Origin of the sequence: Paenibacillus sp. FSL R5-0341, assembly GCF_037975235.1 — a bacterium.
Taxonomy (GTDB): Bacteria; Bacillota; Bacilli; order Paenibacillales; family Paenibacillaceae; genus Paenibacillus; species Paenibacillus amylolyticus_A.
Genome location: NZ_CP150241.1, coordinates 4079650 through 4099922, shown reverse-complemented (window position 1 = coordinate 4099922; position 20273 = coordinate 4079650). Strand labels below are relative to the sequence as shown.

General features: G+C 47.0%; 24 protein-coding genes. 23 read left to right on the top strand and 1 reads right to left on the bottom strand.

Annotation, left to right across the window (positions count from 1 at the left end; genetic code table 11):
• Window positions 1–7: 7 nt before the first annotated feature.
• From plsY to MKX75_RS18330, 12 genes are all read left to right on the top strand, one after another.
• Window positions 8–631 (top strand): glycerol-3-phosphate 1-O-acyltransferase PlsY, encoded by a 624-nt coding sequence (gene plsY / locus MKX75_RS18385; RefSeq protein WP_062835203.1) that lies wholly within the window; start codon window positions 8–10, stop codon window positions 629–631.
• Window positions 624–1664 (top strand): NAD(P)H-dependent glycerol-3-phosphate dehydrogenase, encoded by a 1041-nt coding sequence (locus MKX75_RS18380; RefSeq protein WP_339166332.1) that lies wholly within the window; start codon window positions 624–626, stop codon window positions 1662–1664. Before plsY ends, MKX75_RS18380 begins: the two co-directional genes overlap by 8 nt.
• 103 nt (window positions 1665–1767) lie before the next feature.
• Window positions 1768–2043, top strand: a complete 276-nt coding sequence (locus MKX75_RS18375) for a stage VI sporulation protein F (protein WP_017687687.1) — start codon at window positions 1768–1770, stop codon at window positions 2041–2043.
• Window positions 2044–2216: 173 nt separating this feature from the next.
• Window positions 2217–2396 carry a DUF2768 family protein gene (locus tag MKX75_RS18370; protein WP_339166331.1) on the top strand — a complete coding sequence of 60 codons (180 nt, stop codon included), beginning with the start codon at window positions 2217–2219 and terminating at the stop codon, window positions 2394–2396.
• Window positions 2397–2479: 83 nt separating this feature from the next.
• Window positions 2480–3097, top strand: coding sequence for a hypothetical protein (locus tag MKX75_RS18365; RefSeq protein ID WP_339166330.1), 618 nt, complete (start codon window positions 2480–2482; stop codon window positions 3095–3097).
• Between the two features lie 17 nt (window positions 3098–3114).
• The gene (locus MKX75_RS18360) at window positions 3115–3465 is read left to right on the top strand and encodes a 2Fe-2S iron-sulfur cluster-binding protein (RefSeq protein WP_339166329.1); all 351 of its coding nucleotides are present in this window, start codon (window positions 3115–3117) and stop codon (window positions 3463–3465) included.
• Window positions 3466–3511: 46 nt separating this feature from the next.
• Window positions 3512–4291 (top strand): hypothetical protein, encoded by a 780-nt coding sequence (locus MKX75_RS18355; RefSeq protein WP_339166328.1) that lies wholly within the window; start codon window positions 3512–3514, stop codon window positions 4289–4291.
• 456 nt (window positions 4292–4747) lie between these two features.
• Window positions 4748–6226 carry a stage IV sporulation protein A gene (gene spoIVA / locus MKX75_RS18350; protein ID WP_076331384.1) on the top strand — a complete coding sequence of 493 codons (1479 nt, stop codon included), beginning with the start codon at window positions 4748–4750 and terminating at the stop codon, window positions 6224–6226.
• A 219-nt stretch (window positions 6227–6445) separates the two neighbouring features.
• On the top strand, window positions 6446–7543 hold the full coding sequence (locus tag MKX75_RS18345) for a sugar ABC transporter substrate-binding protein (protein WP_076331385.1): 1098 nt from the start codon (window positions 6446–6448) through the stop codon (window positions 7541–7543).
• A 113-nt stretch (window positions 7544–7656) separates the two neighbouring features.
• Complete coding sequence (locus MKX75_RS18340; protein WP_076331386.1) at window positions 7657–9174, top strand: sugar ABC transporter ATP-binding protein; 1518 nt, start codon at window positions 7657–7659, stop codon at window positions 9172–9174.
• Window positions 9171–10157, top strand: a complete 987-nt coding sequence (locus tag MKX75_RS18335; RefSeq protein WP_062835197.1) for an ABC transporter permease — start codon at window positions 9171–9173, stop codon at window positions 10155–10157. Before MKX75_RS18340 ends, MKX75_RS18335 begins: the two co-directional genes overlap by 4 nt.
• A 217-nt stretch (window positions 10158–10374) precedes the next feature.
• Window positions 10375–10647, top strand: a complete 273-nt coding sequence (locus tag MKX75_RS18330) for an HU family DNA-binding protein (protein WP_024630670.1) — start codon at window positions 10375–10377, stop codon at window positions 10645–10647.
• A 66-nt stretch (window positions 10648–10713) separates the two neighbouring features.
• On the opposite strand, the gene MKX75_RS18325 is transcribed toward MKX75_RS18330, so the two are convergent.
• Window positions 10714–10875, bottom strand: a complete 162-nt coding sequence (locus MKX75_RS18325) for a hypothetical protein (RefSeq protein ID WP_167350886.1) — start codon at window positions 10873–10875, stop codon at window positions 10714–10716.
• A gap of 147 nt (window positions 10876–11022) precedes the next feature.
• Here MKX75_RS18325 and mtrB point away from each other — a divergent pair, with 147 nt between their 5' ends.
• The 11 genes from mtrB to aroB all read left to right on the top strand — a co-directional run bounded on the left by mtrB (window position 11023) and on the right by aroB (window position 20272).
• Window positions 11023–11244, top strand: coding sequence for a trp RNA-binding attenuation protein MtrB (gene mtrB, locus MKX75_RS18320; RefSeq protein ID WP_017687697.1), 222 nt, complete (start codon window positions 11023–11025; stop codon window positions 11242–11244).
• A 121-nt stretch (window positions 11245–11365) separates the two neighbouring features.
• Complete coding sequence (locus tag MKX75_RS18315) at window positions 11366–11917, top strand: hypothetical protein (protein WP_145148822.1); 552 nt, start codon at window positions 11366–11368, stop codon at window positions 11915–11917.
• Window positions 11918–12018: 101 nt separating this feature from the next.
• The gene (locus tag MKX75_RS18310) at window positions 12019–12882 is read left to right on the top strand and encodes a heptaprenyl diphosphate synthase component 1 (RefSeq protein ID WP_062835195.1); all 864 of its coding nucleotides are present in this window, start codon (window positions 12019–12021) and stop codon (window positions 12880–12882) included.
• Window positions 12883–12897: 15 nt separating this feature from the next.
• Window positions 12898–13626, top strand: coding sequence for a demethylmenaquinone methyltransferase (locus MKX75_RS18305; protein WP_076331388.1), 729 nt, complete (start codon window positions 12898–12900; stop codon window positions 13624–13626).
• On the top strand, window positions 13619–14485 hold the full coding sequence (locus MKX75_RS18300; protein WP_062835193.1) for a UbiA-like polyprenyltransferase: 867 nt from the start codon (window positions 13619–13621) through the stop codon (window positions 14483–14485). The genes MKX75_RS18305 and MKX75_RS18300 overlap by 8 nt, the downstream gene beginning before the upstream one ends.
• Window positions 14486–15106 (top strand): flavin prenyltransferase UbiX, encoded by a 621-nt coding sequence (locus MKX75_RS18295; protein WP_076331389.1) that lies wholly within the window; start codon window positions 14486–14488, stop codon window positions 15104–15106.
• A 290-nt stretch (window positions 15107–15396) separates the two neighbouring features.
• Entirely contained in the window at window positions 15397–16371 is a 975-nt protein-coding gene (locus MKX75_RS18290; RefSeq protein ID WP_339166325.1) for a polyprenyl synthetase family protein, read from the top strand.
• 193 nt (window positions 16372–16564) lie between these two features.
• Window positions 16565–17008, top strand: a complete 444-nt coding sequence (ndk, locus tag MKX75_RS18285) for a nucleoside-diphosphate kinase (protein ID WP_017687704.1) — start codon at window positions 16565–16567, stop codon at window positions 17006–17008.
• Between the two features lie 25 nt (window positions 17009–17033).
• Window positions 17034–17828: a protein-glutamate O-methyltransferase CheR gene (locus tag MKX75_RS18280; RefSeq protein ID WP_062835189.1), complete on the top strand. Its 795-nt coding sequence runs from the start codon at window positions 17034–17036 to the stop codon at window positions 17826–17828.
• A gap of 178 nt (window positions 17829–18006) precedes the next feature.
• Window positions 18007–19176, top strand: coding sequence for a chorismate synthase (gene aroC / locus MKX75_RS18275; protein WP_076331391.1), 1170 nt, complete (start codon window positions 18007–18009; stop codon window positions 19174–19176).
• 1 nt (window position 19177) lies between these two features.
• A complete protein-coding gene (aroB, locus tag MKX75_RS18270; RefSeq protein ID WP_076331392.1) occupies window positions 19178–20272 on the top strand; it encodes a 3-dehydroquinate synthase in 1095 nt (364 codons plus the stop codon).
• The last annotated feature ends 1 nt before the right edge of the window (window position 20273 follow it).

The window sequence follows — 20273 nt, the reverse complement described above, 5'->3', positions numbered from 1 at the left end:
GAAGTGTGTGATTCTACAAATCGCAGCGATTGTACTGAGTTATCTGCTCGGTTCAATCAGCTTTAGTGTCCTCCTTGCAAAAGCGATACGGGGGATCGATATTCGTCAGCACGGAAGCGGAAACGCAGGAGCTACCAATACGTTGCGTATTTTGGGTAAAGGACCGGCAATTGCTGTTCTGCTGCTTGATGTACTTAAGGGTGTTGCAGCTGTATGGATTGGAATCTGGTTGGGCGACGGTTCTGCCTGGATTCCTGCACTCAGTGGTATAGCAGCCATTGCAGGACATAACTGGCCGCTTTACTTCCATTTTCGTGGAGGAAAAGGAATTGCGACTGCCATTGGTGTTCTGGTAAGCCTTGCTTTCCTGCCTGCGTTATGTGCTGGGGTGATCGCCATTCTGTCTATTGTATTGACACGATATGTTTCATTGGGGTCTCTAATTTTTGTAGCATTTACACCCATCTTTATTTTGGTATTACCCGGATATTCAATGAATATCTTCTGGGGGAGTCTGATTATTTGTCTGTTTGCGTTCTGGAGACATCGTACCAATATTGCGAAGCTCGCCAAAGGACAGGAAAATAAATTGGGATCGAAAAACCCTGGAGGGGGTAAACGAGTTGTCTAAAAAAGTTGCTGTTCTGGTCGCTGGGAGCTGGGGAACGGCTCTGGCCAGTGTACTCGCCGCCAATAACTTGGACGTGATGATGTGGACACGTGGTGAAGATCAGGCTACGGAAATCAATAGCAAGCACACCAATACTCGCTATCTTCCGGATGCGGAGCTTTCTCCTCGGATTCAGGCAACCAATGATATGGAAGCTGCAGTGGAAGGTGCTATAGCTGTGTTAATTGTTGCACCTTCTTCAGCCATGCGTGCAGTTACGAATCAGTTTAAGGCTTATTATAAGCCTGAGATGTTAATCGTTCATGCAACCAAAGGTTTTGAGACAGAAAGCCTGAAACGCATGTCCACAGTCATTTCAGAAGAGCTGGAATGTGAAGAAGGACGTGTTGTTGTGCTTTCTGGCCCAAGCCATGCGGAAGAAGTGGTGAAGCGCTGCCCAACGACAGTTGTTGTGGCCTCACTGGATAAGGCATCTGCCGAGGCGGCCCAGGCTTTGTTTATGAATGCCTATTTCCGTGTGTACACGAATCGGGACATGCTTGGTGTTGAACTGGCAGGCGCATTCAAAAACATTATTGCTCTTGGTGCAGGCATGTCCGATGGTCTTCAATTCGGTGATAATGCCAAAGCAGCGTTGTTAACTCGCGGTTTGGCAGAGATCACACGTATTGGTGTAGAGATGGGCGCAAATCCGTTAACGTTTTCGGGACTTGCCGGAATCGGAGATTTGGTTGTAACGGCTACAAGTCAGCACAGCCGGAACTGGAGAGCAGGCTCCATGCTAGGCCAAGGACAGAAGCTGGATGATGTCCTGAAGTCCATGGGCATGGTGGTGGAGGGCATTCGAACCACGCAAGCTGCCTATTTCATCTCGCAAAAATACGGTGTGCAAATGCCGATTGCGGATCAGTTGTATCACGTTTTATTCCAAGAGAGACAGCCGCGAGATGCGGTTGAAGCCTTGATGGGACGTGACCCGAAAACTGAAATGGAAGTCATGAAGCTTGAAACCTGGGAGCAATGGCATTCCTGATTGTACTCATCCTAAACGCACCTTGTGAAATAAGAAGCTTATTCACCTTTTCTGCCGCGGACTCATACTATACACATGAGTATTGCCGGAGGAGGGGAGACGAATGGGTAACAACATTTCCAAAGATGCGCTGAATGCAATCAACAAGAAAACGGGTAAAACGATAACAGAAGGTGCCGTCAAGAAATTGGCAAGCACGGTGAAACCAACGACGATTCAGAATGAAGCTCAGTTGCGCCAATTGATCAAACAAGTATCCGCCATGGCGAAAGTTCCGGTATCTGAGGATACGGTTAAGGATATTGTGAGTGCGGTCAAGAAAAGCGGATTGAATCCGAGCAGTATGGAATCGTTAATGAAAATGATGATGAAAAAATAATAGATCACGCCTGCTTGTGCAGGTGATCCAGTAAGACAAAAAGACGAGTCGGCTTCTGCCGGCTTGCTTTTTTGTCTTTTTTTTGGAAAGTTAAGCTGAATTTCGTGTTATAATGGTTGCAATTGTCACAGTGTCAGTGATGAATATCGGACTGAAGGGGAGACTGCTGGATTATGAGCGCAATGGACAAGATGTGGCTGTCATTGGTCGCCATCCTCATTATGGGACTATCTGTATTCTTGATTACGTTTGCTCGTGCCAAAACAAAAGGCATTATACGGGGGATTCTTTCTTTGATTGCATTTTTGATTATGCTGATTGGTTTTTTCGGTGGAATCGCATCTCTGACCTGACTTCCTATGCCTGAAGGATAACATCCGCATAAGCACATCATAAGAACTGACACAATGAACACGGATGAGGGGAGTGTGAGCCTATGGGGCCGCATGATACGGAGGGTCGGACAGAGCGTTATCCGGAATTACACGCGGCTTTGCTGGAAACGGCCAAAGCCTGGAACACGCAGCCTCAGACTTGGTTGCTTGGAGGAAGCTGTGGGTTGCTGCTTCAGGGGGTGGAGTTGCAACAGGCTCCCAGAGATATTGATATCTATGCGGATGTTGCTGCTGCTAAAGAACTTCACCGATTCGCTCCGGGGGAAATGCTTGACGAGCCTACAGTGGATAAGACAGGACCTTATGCTTCTCTACTTAGCCACTATCAGGTTGGTGCATGTGCGCTGGAACTGGTTGGTGGTTTCGAAATTTGGGCTCGCAAAAGTTGGTACCGTATCGAGATTGAACATGTTCTTGCTCTGCATGCACCAGTAGCACAAGTGGGTTCGTATACCCTGCGACTGATGCCGCTTGCGCATGAGTTGTTGTTTAATCTGCTGCGAGGTCGTGAAGATCGGTATGTACCCATTGCTAAACAGATGCGTGAGCAACCAGATGCACATCAACCTATAATGACACTGTTAAGTCAGCAGAATGTATGGACAAGCCGCTTCAGAGCCGAAGTGGAAGAGCTCGTTGGCTTTGCATGGCCCCAGTAGGTTGAGGGAGGAAAATAATGGACTATAAAGTTACTTTTTTACCTATGAACAAATCGATAGCGCTCAAACCAGGTGCAACACTTCTGCATGCAGCACGACGTGCCGGAGTCAAGATTACGACCCGTTGTGATGGTAAAGCGGCTTGCCTGATGTGCAAAGTGAACGTGGACGAAGAACATCAGGCGGAACTGTATCCACCAACTGATGCAGAAAAGCGTAAGCTGGGTTCACTGTTGGAAGCAGGTACACGACTGTCCTGTCAGGCAAAGGTGTGTGGATCTCTATCGGTTCATGTTCCTGAGGACCCGCTGAAGGCAGCCATTCGGAAACAATTGGAACGTCAGCAACAGGAAGACGACTGGTTCTGAGCGTTATGAAATTGATTCTCTAATGAGTTATTCAAGGAGGATACGGATGATTAGGAACAAGCCAAATTGTGTTGAAGGGAGCGGACGGCAGCGTCATATGCATCAGATGGGCGGTCTGCTGTTATTCCTGTTGTTTGCTTTTACAGCAAGTGGTTGTATGTATCCATCCCAGAGCAATTCGGACCCCAAGATCGCCTATCGGGAAAGTGTGAGTCGTATCCAGAGTGCGGTAGAGACATTCCAGCAAGATGAGGGGATTTTGCCAATCATCAATGCAGATATGATTACGCCAAAATATGAAAAGTTCAGAGTGGATCTGCCCAAGTTGAAGCAACTGGGGTATCTGGATGAAATACCGGGGACTGCTTTTGAAAGTGGTGGGAGCGCTTACTTCCTTATTCAGGACGAAGAAGTGAATCCGACCGTTAAAGTGATGGATCTTCTGACCGTACAGAAAGTAAACGATGTGCAACGAATGGTTAATCAATATAAGTCCGTACATAACAATAAGCTGCCAAGCGGGGAAGAACTTTATCCGGGGTTATATGCTGTGGATATGGAGCAGGCTGCTCAGGCAGGTATTCCTTCCATTACGCTGAATAGTGTATATTCGGGTCAGGCGATACCTTTTATGATGGATGACGAAGGCAAGGTATATGTGGATTATGCTTTTGACATTATGCAGGCGGTGGAAAAGTCTGACGTGCCTCCGGCGGAGAATGATGATGTTCGCGATCTTCTGTTGGAACACTCCTACTTCGTACCCGTTAAATCGGTTCCTTACGCTTGGAAAAATAATGCCCCTGTTGCACTGCCAATAAAATAAGCATGATTGCAATTTAAATGATCTATCTGTATGACCACCATGGCTCCAATGGTTTAAAAAGAGATATTCCAAACAAGGGATATCTCTTTTTTTTATTCTAAAATGATGAGCAGTAACAGTCATAAAAGCTTCATGGATCACATAAAGTAGATTGAAATAAAGACGCGCAGTCCGAGATCGGGGGATTCTCCTAATGTCATCACCATAAGATAAAAAAACAAAAATACGCGTCATATTGCCGCATACGGATACATAAGATGATACTAGTCCAATTGCATGTACGAGTTAACGCCGCTCTCGCCGGTTTCATCAGAATGCAACGTTCGGCGGCGGACGACTTCCGGGCACTCACAAAGGCGGCTCTACCGTTGCAGGGATTTCAGTCTTCTGATTGAAAAAACGAAGCGGATGCTCTTTAGCATTTTTCCTTCGGAGTAATTTAGGGAGGGGATTTCATTGGAGAAAGTGGACATTTTTAAGGACATAGCTGAGCGGACCGGAGGGGATATTTATCTCGGGGTTGTCGGCGCAGTCCGGACGGGAAAATCAACATTTATCAAACGATTCATGGAAACCATTGTATTACCAAACATCACAAACGAGGCAGATCGTGGTCGGGCGGTGGATGAACTTCCACAGAGTGCAGCAGGTAAGACCATCATGACCACAGAACCGAAATTCGTACCGAATAACGCAGTCCAAATCAAGGTGGCAGAAGGACTCGATGTCAATGTTCGCCTTGTGGATTGTGTAGGTTACGCGGTGGAAGGAGCCAAGGGATACGAGGATGAGAATGGTCCACGCATGATCTCCACGCCTTGGTTCGAGGAGCCGATTCCGTTCCAGGAAGCTGCCGAGATTGGTACTCGCAAAGTCATTCAGGAGCATTCTACACTGGGTGTTGTGGTTACAACAGACGGCACGATCGCCGAAATTGCCCGCAGTTCCTATGTGGAATCCGAAGAACGAGTTATTGCGGAACTGAAAGAAGTGGGTAAACCGTTTGTCCTGGTCATCAACTCGACTCGTCCTCGCAGTGAAGAAGCCCTGCAATTGCGTAATGAGCTTGCTGCCAAATACGACATTCCGGTGATGACACTCAGTGCAGCGACCATGACGGAAGATGATGTGACAGGTGTACTTCGTGAAGTGCTCTATGAGTTCCCTGTGCATGAAGTGAATGTAAACTTGCCGAGCTGGGTTATGGTACTGAACGAGACTCACTGGCTGCGCAGCAACTATGAAAATTCCGTACGGGATACCGTTAAGGATATTCGCAGACTTCGCGACGTGGATCGAGTTGTTGCTCAGTTCATGGAATATGAATTCATTGATCGCGCAGGCCTGAGTGGCATGAATATGGGGCAGGGTGTAGCCGAAATTGACCTGTATGCGCCAGATGAATTGTATGATCAGATTCTCGTGGAAGTGGTCGGAATTGAAATTCGTGGCAAGGATCATCTGTTGCAATTAATGCAGGAGTTCTCGCATGCGAAGAGAGAATATGACCGCTTCGCAGAAGCGCTGGAGATGGTCAAAACGACCGGATACGGCATCGCTGCTCCATCTCTTGCCGAGATGGCTCTGGATGAACCTGAGCTTATTCGTCAGGGCACCAAATTTGGCGTACGCTTGAAAGCAACGGCACCGTCCATTCACATGATCCGGGTTGATGTGGAATCGGAGTTCGCTCCAATCATTGGCACGGAGAAACAAAGTGAGGAACTGGTGAGATACCTGATGCAGGATTTCGAGAACGATCCGATCAAGGTATGGGATTCAGACATGTTCGGTCGTTCGTTGCACTCCATCGTGAGAGAAGGTATTCAGGGCAAGATTGCCATGATGCCGGATAATGCAAGATACAAGTTGCAAGAGACGCTGGGAAGAATCATTAACGAAGGTTCGGGTGGCTTGATCGCTATCATTCTGTAAGACATCAAAAGACCGTAAGGGGGCATCCCCTCGCGGTCTTTTTTAGTTTGATTTCTTGATTTTGGATGAAATGGATAGGAAGAATGTAACTTTTGAAAAAACTTAGTGAGTTTTAGCTTTAAATTACTAAAACCCATTTACATACTAGGAATTAGCCGTTATATTAATATTCAACTATTGTGATCGAGATCACAGAGAGTGGAACAGGGGGAAACAGAGATGAAAAGAAAAGAGACAAAATGGGTATGGTTGAGTGTGCTATTAGTATTTACATTGGCGCTGTCCGCTTGCGGAATCAAAAAAGAACCGGCAGCAACTCCGGCTTCGGGTGCATCAGATGATACACCAAAAACGGAAGCAGTTACAGGCCCTCTAAGCGGCAAGCGGATTGCACTTATTATGGAGTTTAATACAGGTACTTTCTCGCAGCAATATGTACAGGGTGTAAAAGAAGAAATCGAAAAATTCGGTGGAGAACTGACTACATTTGTTGCCGATAATGATAAAGCGAAGATGGTATCCTTGCTCGATAGCGCAATTAATCAGAAATTCGATGCCATTCTGACGGATCACGGGGATTCCCTGCTGGAGCCGGGTGTGAAGAAGGCAGTAGAACAGAACATTCCGGTGGTTGTGTTCGACGCAGCCATTAGTGTTCCGGGAGCAACAGTCCTGTCGCAGGATGACCAGAAGATGGCTGAGCTCACGCTGGAGCAAATGAAAAAAGATATTAATGGACAAGGTAACATCGTTAAAGTGTGGGTAGCTGGTTTCGCCCCTATGGAACGCCGTCAGATCGCATATGGTGAATTCCTGAAAGCAAATCCGGACATCAAGGAAATAGCGACATTTGGTTCTGCACAGAACCCGGCGCTGGATACTCAAGCCAAAATGGAGGCTATTCTCAAGCAATATCCAAAAGGTGAAATTACAGCTGTATGGGCTGCATGGGATGAGTTCGCCAAAGGTGCAGCACGTGCCATTCAACAAGCCGGACGTGACGAGATCAAAGTGTATGGTATTGATATGAGTGATGAGGATCTGCAAATGATTCAGGACCCGAAAAACCCTTGGGTTGCTTCCGCTGCGGTTGATCCTACAGACATCGGACGTGTACAAGTTCGTTATGCTTATCAGAAACTGAACGGGGACGAAACGGAAGATGCAGTAGTGCTTAACCCGGTCTATGTTCAACGTGAAGCTTTGCCAGATAAACAAATCTCCACTTCAGAGCTGTCGGAGTTCGTGGAAGGTTGGGGAGGCAGTACACAAGGAATCAAGGATTGGATGAGCGAATACGGTATTACTGCTAAATAAGCAGCGTAAGGGAAGCGCGCCGCAAGGCGCGCTTTTTCCAACCATAATAAAGACACGTGAGAATGGATGAGAAAAGGGATACTCCCGGAAGGGAACGATTGGAGGTTAACATCATGAGCACTGCACCAACTCTGCTTCAAATGGAACATATCCACAAGCAGTTTTCAGGCATTCCTGCATTGAAGGATGTGGATTTCTCTGTAAAAGGCGGGGAGATTCATGCGCTGCTGGGTGCCAATGGTGCCGGTAAGAGCACATTAATGAAAATTCTGTCCGGTGCCTATCCATTGGATCAGGGTACGATTCAGTTGAGTGGACAAGCGCTTCACTTGAGTTCCCCGGGAGACGCGAAGGCAAGTGGGATTCACTGTGTGTATCAGGAAGTGGATGCGGCACTGGTGCCACAGCTGACGGCCGCGGAGAACATTATGCTGGATCAGTTGGCTTCATCTGCTGGAGGCTGGTGGAAGAGTCCGCGGAAGCTGCAACAGCGTGCGGTTGAAGCACTGAAGCAATTAGGAGCAGACATATTGGTTCACCAAAAAGTAGCCGATCTGACACTTGCAGAGAAACAGATGATATTGCTGGCACGGATTTTGATTCAGGATGCCAAGGTCATCATTTTTGACGAACCTACTGCACCGCTCAGTCAGGAAGAAACGGATGCATTTTTCCGCATTGTTCATCTGCTGAAGGAGCGGGGTGTAGCTTGTATTTTCATTACCCACCGCCTTGCTGAAGTGACGGGTCACTGTGATCGCGTTACGGTCATGAGAGATGGGCAACATGTATTTACCGGTGAAGCGAAAGGACTGACTATTAACGACCTGGTCACACAGATGTTGGGCAAGCCGTTTGAAGAAGAGTTCCCGAAGACGGAAGCACCTGTGGGAGAGCTGCTTTTGGAGGCGCATGGGCTACGTCGTGGAGTGAAGGTCAAAGGTGTTGATCTCTCAGTACGCCGAGGTGAAGTCCTCGCTGTCGTGGGTCTGGTAGGGGCTGGGAAAACAGAAAGCTCTCGTTTGCTCATTGGCGCAGATCGACTGGAGGAAGGCGAGGTCCGGCTTAACAACCGTAACCTTCGCCTGTCTCAGCCTGCGGATGCGGCGGCTCTGGGGATCGTTTCTGTACCGGAGGAACGACGCAAACAGGGAATTCTGATCCAGGAGAACGTCGAACGGAATTTAAGCCTGCCTTTGCTTAGTCGCCTCAGTACATTAGGTTTCGTAAGCCGCAAGCGGGAGCGTCAGAATGCGGAATCATTGGTGAAACAGCTCGGAATCAAGACATCGTCCGTGAAACAGGAAGTGAAATATCTAAGTGGTGGTAATCAGCAGAAGGTGGCCATTGGCAAATGGCTTAATGCGGATGCGGATGTATTTATATTTGATGAGCCAACCAAGGGAGTAGACATTGGGGCGAAAAGTGACATTTTCCGCATCATCAATGAACTCGCCTTGGCGGGTAAGGGCGTAATCTATTTCACGTGTGAACTGGATGAAGGCATGGGAATCGGCGACCGAATCGCTGTTATGTGCGAAGGTGTTATCGTTAAAGAGTTCAAACGGGGCGAGACTAATCAAGAACAGCTGCTATACTATGCAAGCGGTGGACAAGAGGTGCAATCATGAAGGATAAATCACTGGATTTTGCGTTCCGTTACGGGGCGATTATTGTCATCATAGGTGTTATCGCATTTTTCGGCATTAAATTGCCTTATTTCTTTACGTACAGTAACTTGACCGATATTTTGGGCTCGATCTCTATCGTTACCTTTGTAGCGATTGGTGTTACGTTATCTCTCATTGTTGATGGATTCGATCTCTCAGTGGGAGCGACGGTCTCATTGACCACCGTTGTTACTGCTTCGTTAATGATTTGGTATCAGCAGCCACTAGCGATTGTCATTATCGTGCCACTGATTATCGGGGCTGTTATTGGTTTACTGAATGCTTTACTGATCGTAAAATTGCGTATTCCGGATCTGCTGGCAACGCTTGCCACGATGTACATCATCGGCGGCATTCACAAAACGTATGCGCAGGGATATACCATTTACAATCATATGCAGTTCCCTGATGGAAGCAAAGCTGCGGGAGAGATGGACCCGACATTCCTGCTTATAGGGCAGGGTAAATGGCTGGGTATGCCGATATCAGTTATTCTGCTACTTATTGCAGTAATAGGTGTGCATATCTTTTTGACGTATACGAAATACGGGCGCCAGATGTACATTACGGGCGGTAATGAAGAAGCCGCACGTCTGTCCGGAATCAAGGTGAAAAAGGTGCGTACACTCGCCTATGTAGCCGCTGGAGTGTTTGCAGCAATCGGGGGTATCATCTATGCTTCCAAAGTAGGTTCTGGTCAAATCGATGCGGGATCACCGTTGTTAATGGAATCTGTAGCCGCTGTATTTGTCGGTTTCTCTGTGTTTGGCGCGGGTAAACCTAATGTCATCGGAACCTTCATCGGTTCGGTTCTAATTGGTGTACTCGTGAACGGTTTGACAATGATGAACGTACAGTATTTCACGCATGATATTGTAAAAGGTGGGGTTCTCGTGCTCGCTCTGGCAGTTACATTTTACGTCTTAAACCGCAACCGGACTTGAAATTGTGGGCTGTCTGTATTAGTATGAAATTTGTTCGGCGTCTGAAATCCCCGTGGTTTCAGGCGACATTCTGCCGAAAATGACTGTTGACCGCAGGCGGAGATTTGTGTTCATCGCTCAAGATGTACGTAGATTTTTTGCGTATGAACGTATATTTCGCTATAAAACGGAAACACAGTATAACATTCAGGACATTGATACAGGAGGTGAAAAACAAATGAACAAATCAGACTTGATTACACACGTATCCGAAGCGACTGAATTGTCCAAGAAAGATGTAACGAAAGCGGTTGATGCCGTATTCGAAGCAATCTCTGAGGCTCTTCAAAGCGGAGACAAAGTACAATTGGTTGGTTTTGGGAACTTCGAAGTTCGCGAGCGCTCTGCACGTAAAGGACGCAACCCGCAAACAGGTGAAGAAATCGAAATTCCTGCGAGCAAAATTCCTGCATTCAAACCAGGTAAAGCGCTCAAAGACGGAATTAAATAAGATTTCTACATATTCCATATGTCGACAAAAAGACCGTGACTTGTTCACGGCCTTTTCTTTTGCCCTTTAACGATGATTCTTCTGGTTATCCGAGTGTTCAGGATCATCCGGTTGTCCGGCATAAGCAACGAGAATCAGTTCTTCGCCAGCAGCTGCAGACAGATGCTGTTCAATTTCTTTTAACTGATGAATATGCTCGTCTGTAAGTGCAGCAGGGGTGTATCTCATGCAGATTCTCCTTTCTGTGGCTGTACAACTGTAGTATGACCCGACGATAGCCGATTCTTGCGGTTCATTCGTATAAGGCGCTGGTTGACAAATGAAACAATCTTAATCATCATTAACGCTATCGAACGAAAGAAGGGGACATGCGTGATGGATCATCCAACCGGCAATGATTATATTGTAATTAAGGCAGAGGAAAATGGTGTCCAGGTGATCGGATTAACCCGAGGTCAGGATACACGTTTTCACCACACCGAGAAATTGGACAAGGGTGAAGTGATGTTTGCTCAATTTACCACCCATACTTCAGCTATTAAAATCCGGGGCAAAGCCACGCTGATTACCAAGCATGGTCAGATTGAATCGGAGTAATGGACAGGTTGAATACGCTCAAATGAAGATTGCAGGCATAGCCTGCTTTTTTTCATTGTACAATGAGGTATGAGCCTTTACCGGACAGACTACACTAACAGGTAAAGGCAGGGAGGCGTATATGAAACCGCGGATGATTGTTACTGCTTCAATCCTGGCAACGGTTGCGGCGGTCTTTCTGCTTGTTGCGATACAAACCTTACATATGCGTACATTGGGCGGGGAAAACGTACAACCTGTCTCTGCAACACATCATCCAGTCCAGCTAACGGATGACAACCTGGTTGACGTGCTAAGCTCCCTGCAACTATCTACACCCATTGCAAGAGTGGAATGGAAACAGTCTATTTTGAGACTGGATCTCAAGGTTAAAGGCACGGCTACGAGTTACACCGAAATCTATGAGAATATGGCAGCTGTGGCGGATTTGGGCTTTCGGAGTCTGGACAACGTGGATCAGGTGCTGCTACGTGTGATGGCAGAAGATGAATGGATGCATAAACGACATCTGTTGCTTGCTGCTGATATTCGGCGTGGAGAATGGCCCCTGTATGCGATTGAAACATTACGGAACTGGAAAAGTGCGGCCTTTTCGGATGAATTGAAGGACTGGTTTCATTTGATGGAGACCGAACTCTGGAAGAAGCAATTCGAAATGACAAGTCAAGGGTAATAGAATAGCAGGATTCAGTGCGTGCCCGATCAACATATGCTATAATATATAAGATTGTAGTGCAGAAATGGTTTAACAATGTTAAGGCTCGGAGGCTGAGAATGAATTCATATCGCGTACCCCAACTAGCAAAGAAATATACGGATTACGACATGATTCGACAACATACGGAAATCCCATCATTTCCGGATAGCCGGGCACGTCTGTTGCAGGTTTTTGTGGGCCGCACAGACGAAAAGGTGCATCAAGAGCTATATGCTCTTGCAACTTCGCTCGTTCAGTTGGCCATGGATACGCATGATCGAATCGATACCATTTCCGGTGAGCGAAGAGAGCAGGAGATGCGTTCACGCCAGTTGAATGTGCTCGCCGGAGATTATTTAAGTAGCCGTTTCTATCAATTGCTTGCCCATGCAGGCAAAATTGAAATGATTGGCAAACTCAGTGCTGCTGTATCCGAAGTGAACGCACGCAAGATGACGCTGTATGAACGGATGAAGAAGCTTCTCGTTTCGGCTGATGAATACTTGCGTGAAACGGTACAGCTGAGGATGCAGCTGTTTCTTTCATTTACAGGCATGATTCAAGATAAGGAAGAGTCCTTATGGAACAGCCTGTTGACCGAATTCAGCTCCTGCGAAACGATCGTGGAAGAACTGAAGCGGATGAATGACGAACAACAATTTCTTCACAGCTATGCATACTGGCACATATACGAGTACGGTAATGACGATGAGCGCAGTGTGCTGCGTCAGTCTGAACCAGATGCACGTGTATGGAACGCTATGGTGCTGAAGCATAGGGTTGGCGAGGTTCTGCTGGACAAGCTTCGCGAATGTACACACCGCATTCAACTGTTGTTGCAAGACGAGGAAGGGCGGATGGGCTTGCATGAGATACATGCAATTCTTGAGCCGTACTTAACATATTTGCAGCCTTCACATGCGGCAGTAAGGGAAGATTGAGGGGGAGACAGACGAATGGGGAGCGGAGAGAGCAAACCGAAAGAAGAATATGTCCATTCGGTTTTTCAGAGTATAGCCGGAAAATATGATGTCATGAATGATATTCTAAGTTTCCGCAGGCATAAGTCTTGGCGCAAATTCACCATGAAAAAGATGAATATGTCCAAAGGCGACACCGGTCTTGATTTGTGCTGTGGCACATGTGACTGGACGCTCGCCATGGCAGAGGCAAGTGAAACGGGGCACATGCATGGGCTTGATTTCAGCAGCAACATGCTCGAAGTTGGCCAAACGAAGATCAATGCCGTACAGCGTCAGAAGCAGATTACCCTGACACAGGGAAATGCCATGTCACTTCCTTTTGAAGACAATTCATTCGATTATGTGACGATCGGGTTCGGGCTGCGTAATGTACCTGATCTCAGACAGGTGTTGTCTGAGATGAAACGTGTAGTAAAACCGGGCGGTATGGTTGTGTGCCTGGAATTGTCCAAGCCAACATGGCAACCGTTCAAGGGCATTTATTATTTTTATTTTGAGAAGGTTTTACCGAATCTTGCCAAAGTGTTCGCTAAAAGTTTTGAGCAGTATAAATGGCTGCCGGATTCTTTGGCCATTTTTCCGGGAAGGAAGGAACTGGCAGACATTTTTGCAGAAACTGGATTGCAACAAGTGCAGGCCTACCCTCTGACCGGAGGTATCGCGGCACTGCATATTGGAACCAAGGAGAATCAGCATGTTTAGGAAAATTCGCATCTTTTTAGAAATGATCAAGATTGAACACACGCTTTTCGCTTTACCTTTTGCATTTATGGGGGCCATCCTCGGCTCCATGGTAGTGAATGATACCTTCCCAAGCTGGATGCAGATCATGTGGGTATTGCTTGCGATGGTCGGCGCACGTAGTGCGGCTTTCGGTTTGAACCGAATTATTGACCAAGCGATTGATGGCAAAAATCCGCGTACCGCGATGAGAGCGATCCCTGCAGGACTGTTGAAAAATGGGGAAGTTGTTATATTCGTCATTATCTCATTTATTTTGTTATTCTGGGCCTCATCCAATCTTAATGTATTATCCATGCAGCTGTTACCTATCGCTGTGTTTATGCTGGTACTGTATTCGTACACCAAACGTTTCACATGGTTATGCCACGTCGTTCTCGGAATGACAATTGGTTTGGCGCCGCTTGGTGGCTGGGTAGCTGTAACCGGGACGATGGATTGGACAGCGATTGTCCTGTACGTTACGATTGTGTTCTGGACAGCAGGTTTTGATATTATCTATGCATGTCAGGATCTGGAGTTTGACCAAGGTGAAGGCCTTCATTCGATACCTTCCCGTTTTGGCCTGGTTAAATCATTGCAGATCGCCAAGTTCTTCCATGTGATTACTGCAATTGGTTTTCTTGCGTTATTGTTGATGACAGATCTGAGCTGGTGGTATGGCGCAGGTATGCTGGTTACGTACGGTATTCTGTTCTATCAACACTATATTGTATCGCCTAATGATATGAGTCGTGTTCAAACGGCATTCTTTACCATGAACAGTTTGCTTAGTTTAATCGTATTTACGTTCACTTTGATTGATCTGGCGGTGAAATAAATGGTACAGCAGCCGGACAATAAACGACTGGTTGTCGGAATTACCGGAGCGAGTGGCAGTATATATGGCATCCGATTAATTGAAACGCTGCTTGATTTGGAATATAACGTTCATCTGGTCATATCCAATGCAGGGTGGCGTGTACTGAAAGAAGAAATGGACTGGGATGTGACGAATCGGGACGGGGTGTTGGAAGAAAAATTCGGCAACCGTGCTGGTTCTCTGATCTATCATCCTGTGAGTGATATAGGGGCCTCCATTGCAAGTGGTTCTTATCTGGCCGATGGCATGATTATCATGCCATGTTCTATGGGAACTCTTTCCTCCATCGCGCAGGGATCGTCGGATAATCTGATGTCCCGCGCAGCCGATGTTATGATGAAAGAGGGAAGAACATTGATCCTCGTACCACGTGAGACGCCTCTTCATGCAATCCATCTGGAGAACATGCTGAAGCTCTCCCGTCTTGGTGTACGAATGATACCGGCTATGCCTGCTTTTTATTACAAACCTCAGACTATGGATGAGTTGATTATGTTTTTGGTGGGGAAAGTGCTGGATAGCTTGCGCATCCCACATCAACTGTTTACAAGATGGGGAGAACCGGATGAACGGGGATAACGACTGAGTCCGATACAAGGCTGTTTTTTTGCCAAAGTGTTGCTCGGTTTATTTGTCCCCCGAATCCCGGGGTATTGGTGAGTGCTGATGGTGAGTCTTCATGAACCACAGTCTTGACCCATGCTCCGGCAACTTCTGTATTTTGTTTCAGAACAAGTCGCAGAGTTTATAGAAAAACACAAGCAAGAACGGTAAGCCGGGTTTTTTCGTAATGCCTGCAGGCCCGACTTGCTGGAGGGGAAGGTAAGCATGGATTTATGGACTGACAATACGCTGATACGGGTGAACGAATGAAACTATTGGATATTTTCGGGTTGTTAAAAAAGGACATGGATTACATTGAGAAAGAGTTGTACCTCAGTGTTCGAGGAGAACAAAAACTGCTGAGTGAAACGTCGCTTCATTTGCTCAAAGCAGGAGGAAAACGGTTGCGGCCCGTTTTTGTATTACTTGGCGGGAAATTTGGTACATATGATATTGAACGACTGAAGTTGGTTGCGGTTCCGCTCGAACTCATTCATTCCGCATCTCTCGTTCATGATGATGTTATTGATAATGCGGAGACACGCCGAGGCAAACCTACGGTGAAGTCCAAATGGGATAATCGGATTGCCATGTACACTGGAGACTATATCTACGGTAAGGCACTTGAAATGACTGCGGGATTATCCGATCCAGCTATTCATCGTATCCTTGCCAAAGCCATGGTACAGATGTCCATCGGTGAAATGGAGCAAATTCGAGACTTTTTCAATACGGGACAAAGCGTCCGAAACTATCTGCTGCGGATTCGTCGCAAAACAGCACTTCTGATTGCGGTTAGCTGTCAGTTAGGGGCTTTGGCCACACGTGCGCCTGAGCATGTATCTTCCTTGCTGTATACGTACGGATACAATGTGGGGATGGCTTTCCAGATTCAAGATGATGTACTTGATCTGGTAGGTACCGAGAAACAACTCGGTAAGCCACCTGGCAGTGACATGAAGCAGGGAAATATCACTCTTCCTGTGCTGTATGCACTGCAAGAGTCCGATCTGCGTGAACCTCTGTTGAAGGAGATTGCCCGTGTCCAAGATGAAGAAGGACGGGCAAGTGCATCGGATGCAATTGGAATGATTCGCCAAAGTCAAGGAATTGCTAAAGCAGAAGCCCTTGCTGACCGATATATGAAGAAAGCGCTCGATGCTCTCGATCAGCTACCTAACATCAAGACGACCAAAAACCTGCGTGACATCGCTCATTTTGTGGTTAAACGCACACATTAAATTTTGTATAACCTTCGACTCACATGTTGGAATGGACAGCGCATAGTTGATCGGGTCTGACACAGGTACTCATACGCGAAGATGAACAGACATGTGAAATTCCTCATTGGGAGGATTTGGACATGTATGTTACAATCAGAGGGATTGCGTTTACATAGTGATTAACTTTGAACCGTGAGTGAGGAGTGAGCTGATGGATCGTACATTTTTGATGGTGAAGCCGGATGGTGTGCAGCGTGGATTGATCGGTCGAATTATTAGCCGTCTGGAAGACAAAGGATTTAAGTTGGTGGCAGGCAAACTGGTGCAGATGTCTGAGGATCAGGCAAAGCGCCATTATGCTGAACATGAGGGCAAACCGTTTTTCGATGATTTGGTTCGTTTTATCACATCTGGGCCTGTATTTGCCATGGTGTGGGAAGGGGACGATATTGTGGCGCTTGCGCGCATCGTCATCGGGAAAACCAATGTGAAGGAAGCTGCTCCGGGGACCATTCGCGGAGACTTCGCCAGCCACACACCACATAATCTGATTCATGGGGCAGATTCACCGGAAAGTGCTTCCCGTGAAGCAGCAAATTTCTTTGCTTCAGATGAACTGGTGGTATACGACAAGAGCATCGCAGCCTGGTTGTAATTATTAGCCAAAAGGGTGATACACGATGCTGGAGCAAGAACAACTACTAGACCCGGATTACACCGGATTCATTCGTAAAATCAAAGAGAGCACAGGCATTGATCTTGCTCAATACAAGGAAGGCCAGATGAAAAGAAGGCTGACCACACTTCGCAACAAAAACGGGTTTCATACATTTTCTAACTTTTTTGATGCTATGCAGAAAGATAAATCCTTGTTCTACGAGTTTCTTGATCGTATGACGATTAACGTGTCGGAATTCTGGCGTAATCCCAATCGTTGGGAAGTACTGCGGGACGAGATTCTGCCTGAGCTGCTGGGCTCCAAGCGACGTGTCAAAGTCTGGAGTGCAGCCTGTTCAACAGGTGAAGAACCTTATACACTCGCCATGATTCTGGACACGATGGGAATTTTGAAGGATAGCTCCATTACGGCAAGTGATCTGGATGAAGGTGCATTGGCCAAAGCCAAGGAAGGGCGTTATATGGAACGCTCACTTAAGGATGTGCCAAAGGAAACGGCGAACCGTTACTTCAAGCAGGATGGCTTGGTATACCGTATTGATGAGCAACTCAAAAATTCGATCAAGTTCATGAAACAAAATTTGCTCGTGGACCGTTTTGACGATGGATACGATCTGATTGTGTGTCGGAATGTCATGATCTATTTTACCGAGGAAGCCAAAAACCTGTTGTATCACAAATTTGCAGCAAGTTTGCGTCCAGGCGGTATTTTGTTTGTGGGCAGTACAGAGCAGATCTTCTCCCCGGGACAATATGGTCTGGAGACAGCAGAGACATTCTTCTATCGGAAGAAATAATCATATTGGTTGTTGAGCCGTCTGAGGCACATGTACATGTGTTCAGGCGGTTATTTGTATATCTAATACAAGAAAGAGCCAGCTTTCTTGTCAAAGCGGGTCAGCTATACTATAATAAGCAAAGAAATTATGGGATTTTAGCAATGTGAAGTTTAACAGTTTAAAGGGGGAACGTATTATGAGTTTACGCTATTTAACCGCAGGGGAGACGCACGGACCCCAATTGACCGCTATTATTGAAGGATTGCCAAGTAATTTAACGATTGACTTTGAAGAACTGAATTTCCAGCTTCACCGCCGCCAAAAGGGATATGGTCGTGGACGCCGGATGCAGATCGAGAAGGATCAGGCCAATTTCGTTGGTGGTATCCGTCACGGATATACAACAGGTGCTCCAGTAGCGCTGGTTGTTCAAAATAACGACTGGAAACATTGGCAGAACATTATGAATATTGAGCCAATTGAAGGCAGTGACGAAGAGAAACGTCGCGTTCATCGTCCGCGTCCCGGACACGCCGATCTGAACGGTGGACTCAAGTATAATCTCAAAGACTTGCGTAACGTACTGGAGCGCTCCAGTGCGCGTGAGACAACGGTACGTGTGGCATGTGGTGCCATTGCACGTCAGTTCCTGGCTGAATTCGGAATCAAGGTAGCGGGACGTGTACTTCGGATTGGAGAGATTGAAGCTCCTTATCAGGACCTTCCGATTGATGAACTGATTGCAGTGACAGAAGCTTCCTCAGTACGTGTCACAGATGCTGATACAGAGAAGAAGATGGAAGCCTACATTGACCAGATCAAACAGGAAGGCGATTCCATCGGAGGAATAGTGGAATGTATCGTTGAAGGCGTACCTGTTGGTTTGGGAAGTTATGTTCAATACGATCGCAAGCTGGACGCAAGAATCGCACAAGGCGTAATGTCCATTAATGCATTCAAAGGTGTAGAAATTGGTATCGGATTCGAAGCCGGAGTCATTCGTGGATCACAGGTACATGATGAAATCATGCATACGGATGAGCGCGGCTACCACCGGGCAACCAACCGTCTGGGTGGATTCGAAGGTGGTATGACGAACGGGATGCCAGTGGTAGTACGTGGTGTGATGAAGCCGATCCCAACGTTGTATAAGCCACTGCAAAGTGTTGATATTGATACGAAAGAAGCATTTACGGCTCAGGTTGAGCGCTCAGACGCTTGTGCTGTACCCGCAGCAAGTGTGGTTATGGAGCATGTCGTAGCATGGGAAATTGCTAAAGCATTCCTGGAGAAATTCGGCGGGGATTCCATGGAAGAGATCCGTGCGAACGTTGCCAGCTATAACGCTCAACTGGAGAATTACTAATATGCGTCAGCTGACGGTACAGTTGGAGGAACGATCATATCCGATTCTGATTGGTAGCGGCCTCTTGGCGCAAGCCCCTCAATATTTTGAGCAATATGGCTTGACCAAGAAGAGCCCGTTACTCATCATAACAGACGAAAATGTGGCTCCCAAATACTTGTCAGGTTTGGAGCAAACGCTGCGTACGGCTGGTTATACAGTCGTATCGGCGGTTGTCCCCTCTGGTGAAACATCGAAATCCCTTTCGGTATATCACGATATGATGACTGTTGCGATCGAAGGCAAACTGGATCGGAGTTCTGCGATTTTGGCCCTGGGTGGGGGTGTCGTAGGTGATCTGGCTGGCTTTGTTGCCGCTACATATATGCGTGGAATCAAGTTTGTTCAAGTACCTACAACGATTTTGGCGCATGACAGCAGTGTGGGCGGCAAGGTAGCTGTCAACCATCCGCTGGCCAAAAATATGATCGGTGCATTCCACCAGCCCGAACTTGTACTCTATGATGTGGATACACTTCAATCCTTGCCGCCACGAGATGTTTCGGCAGGTTTGTCAGAGATGCTGAAGCACGGACTGATCCGTGATGAGGCTTTTGCACATTGGTGTGAGGAGCATGCGGAAGAGTTGCTTGCGCTTAATCCGGAAGCACTGGGATACGGTTTGGAGCGTGGATGTGGTATTAAGGCAGAGATTGTATCCAGAGACGAACGTGAAAATGGAGAACGTGCGTTGTTGAACTTGGGACATACGATTGGTCATGCCATTGAAGCGATTGCCGGCTACGGAGAGTTCCTGCACGGAGAAGCGATCTCCATAGGTATGGCTGGATCAGCATTGCTTGGTGAGAAGCTTGGTGCGCCAACAGGGCTCTATGAAGATACGGTCCGCATGTTGCGTTCACTTCGCCTTCCAACAACGATGCCTGCACATCTCGACACGGATGCATTAATGGAAGCGATGATGCATGACAAAAAGTTCCGTGAAGGTCATATGGTGTTCATCATTCCTGATCGGATTGGGGCTGCAAGAATTGTGAAGGACGTACCTGTGTCGGCAGTTCGGGACGTCATTGAAATGCTCAGGAAGGGAGAATAAC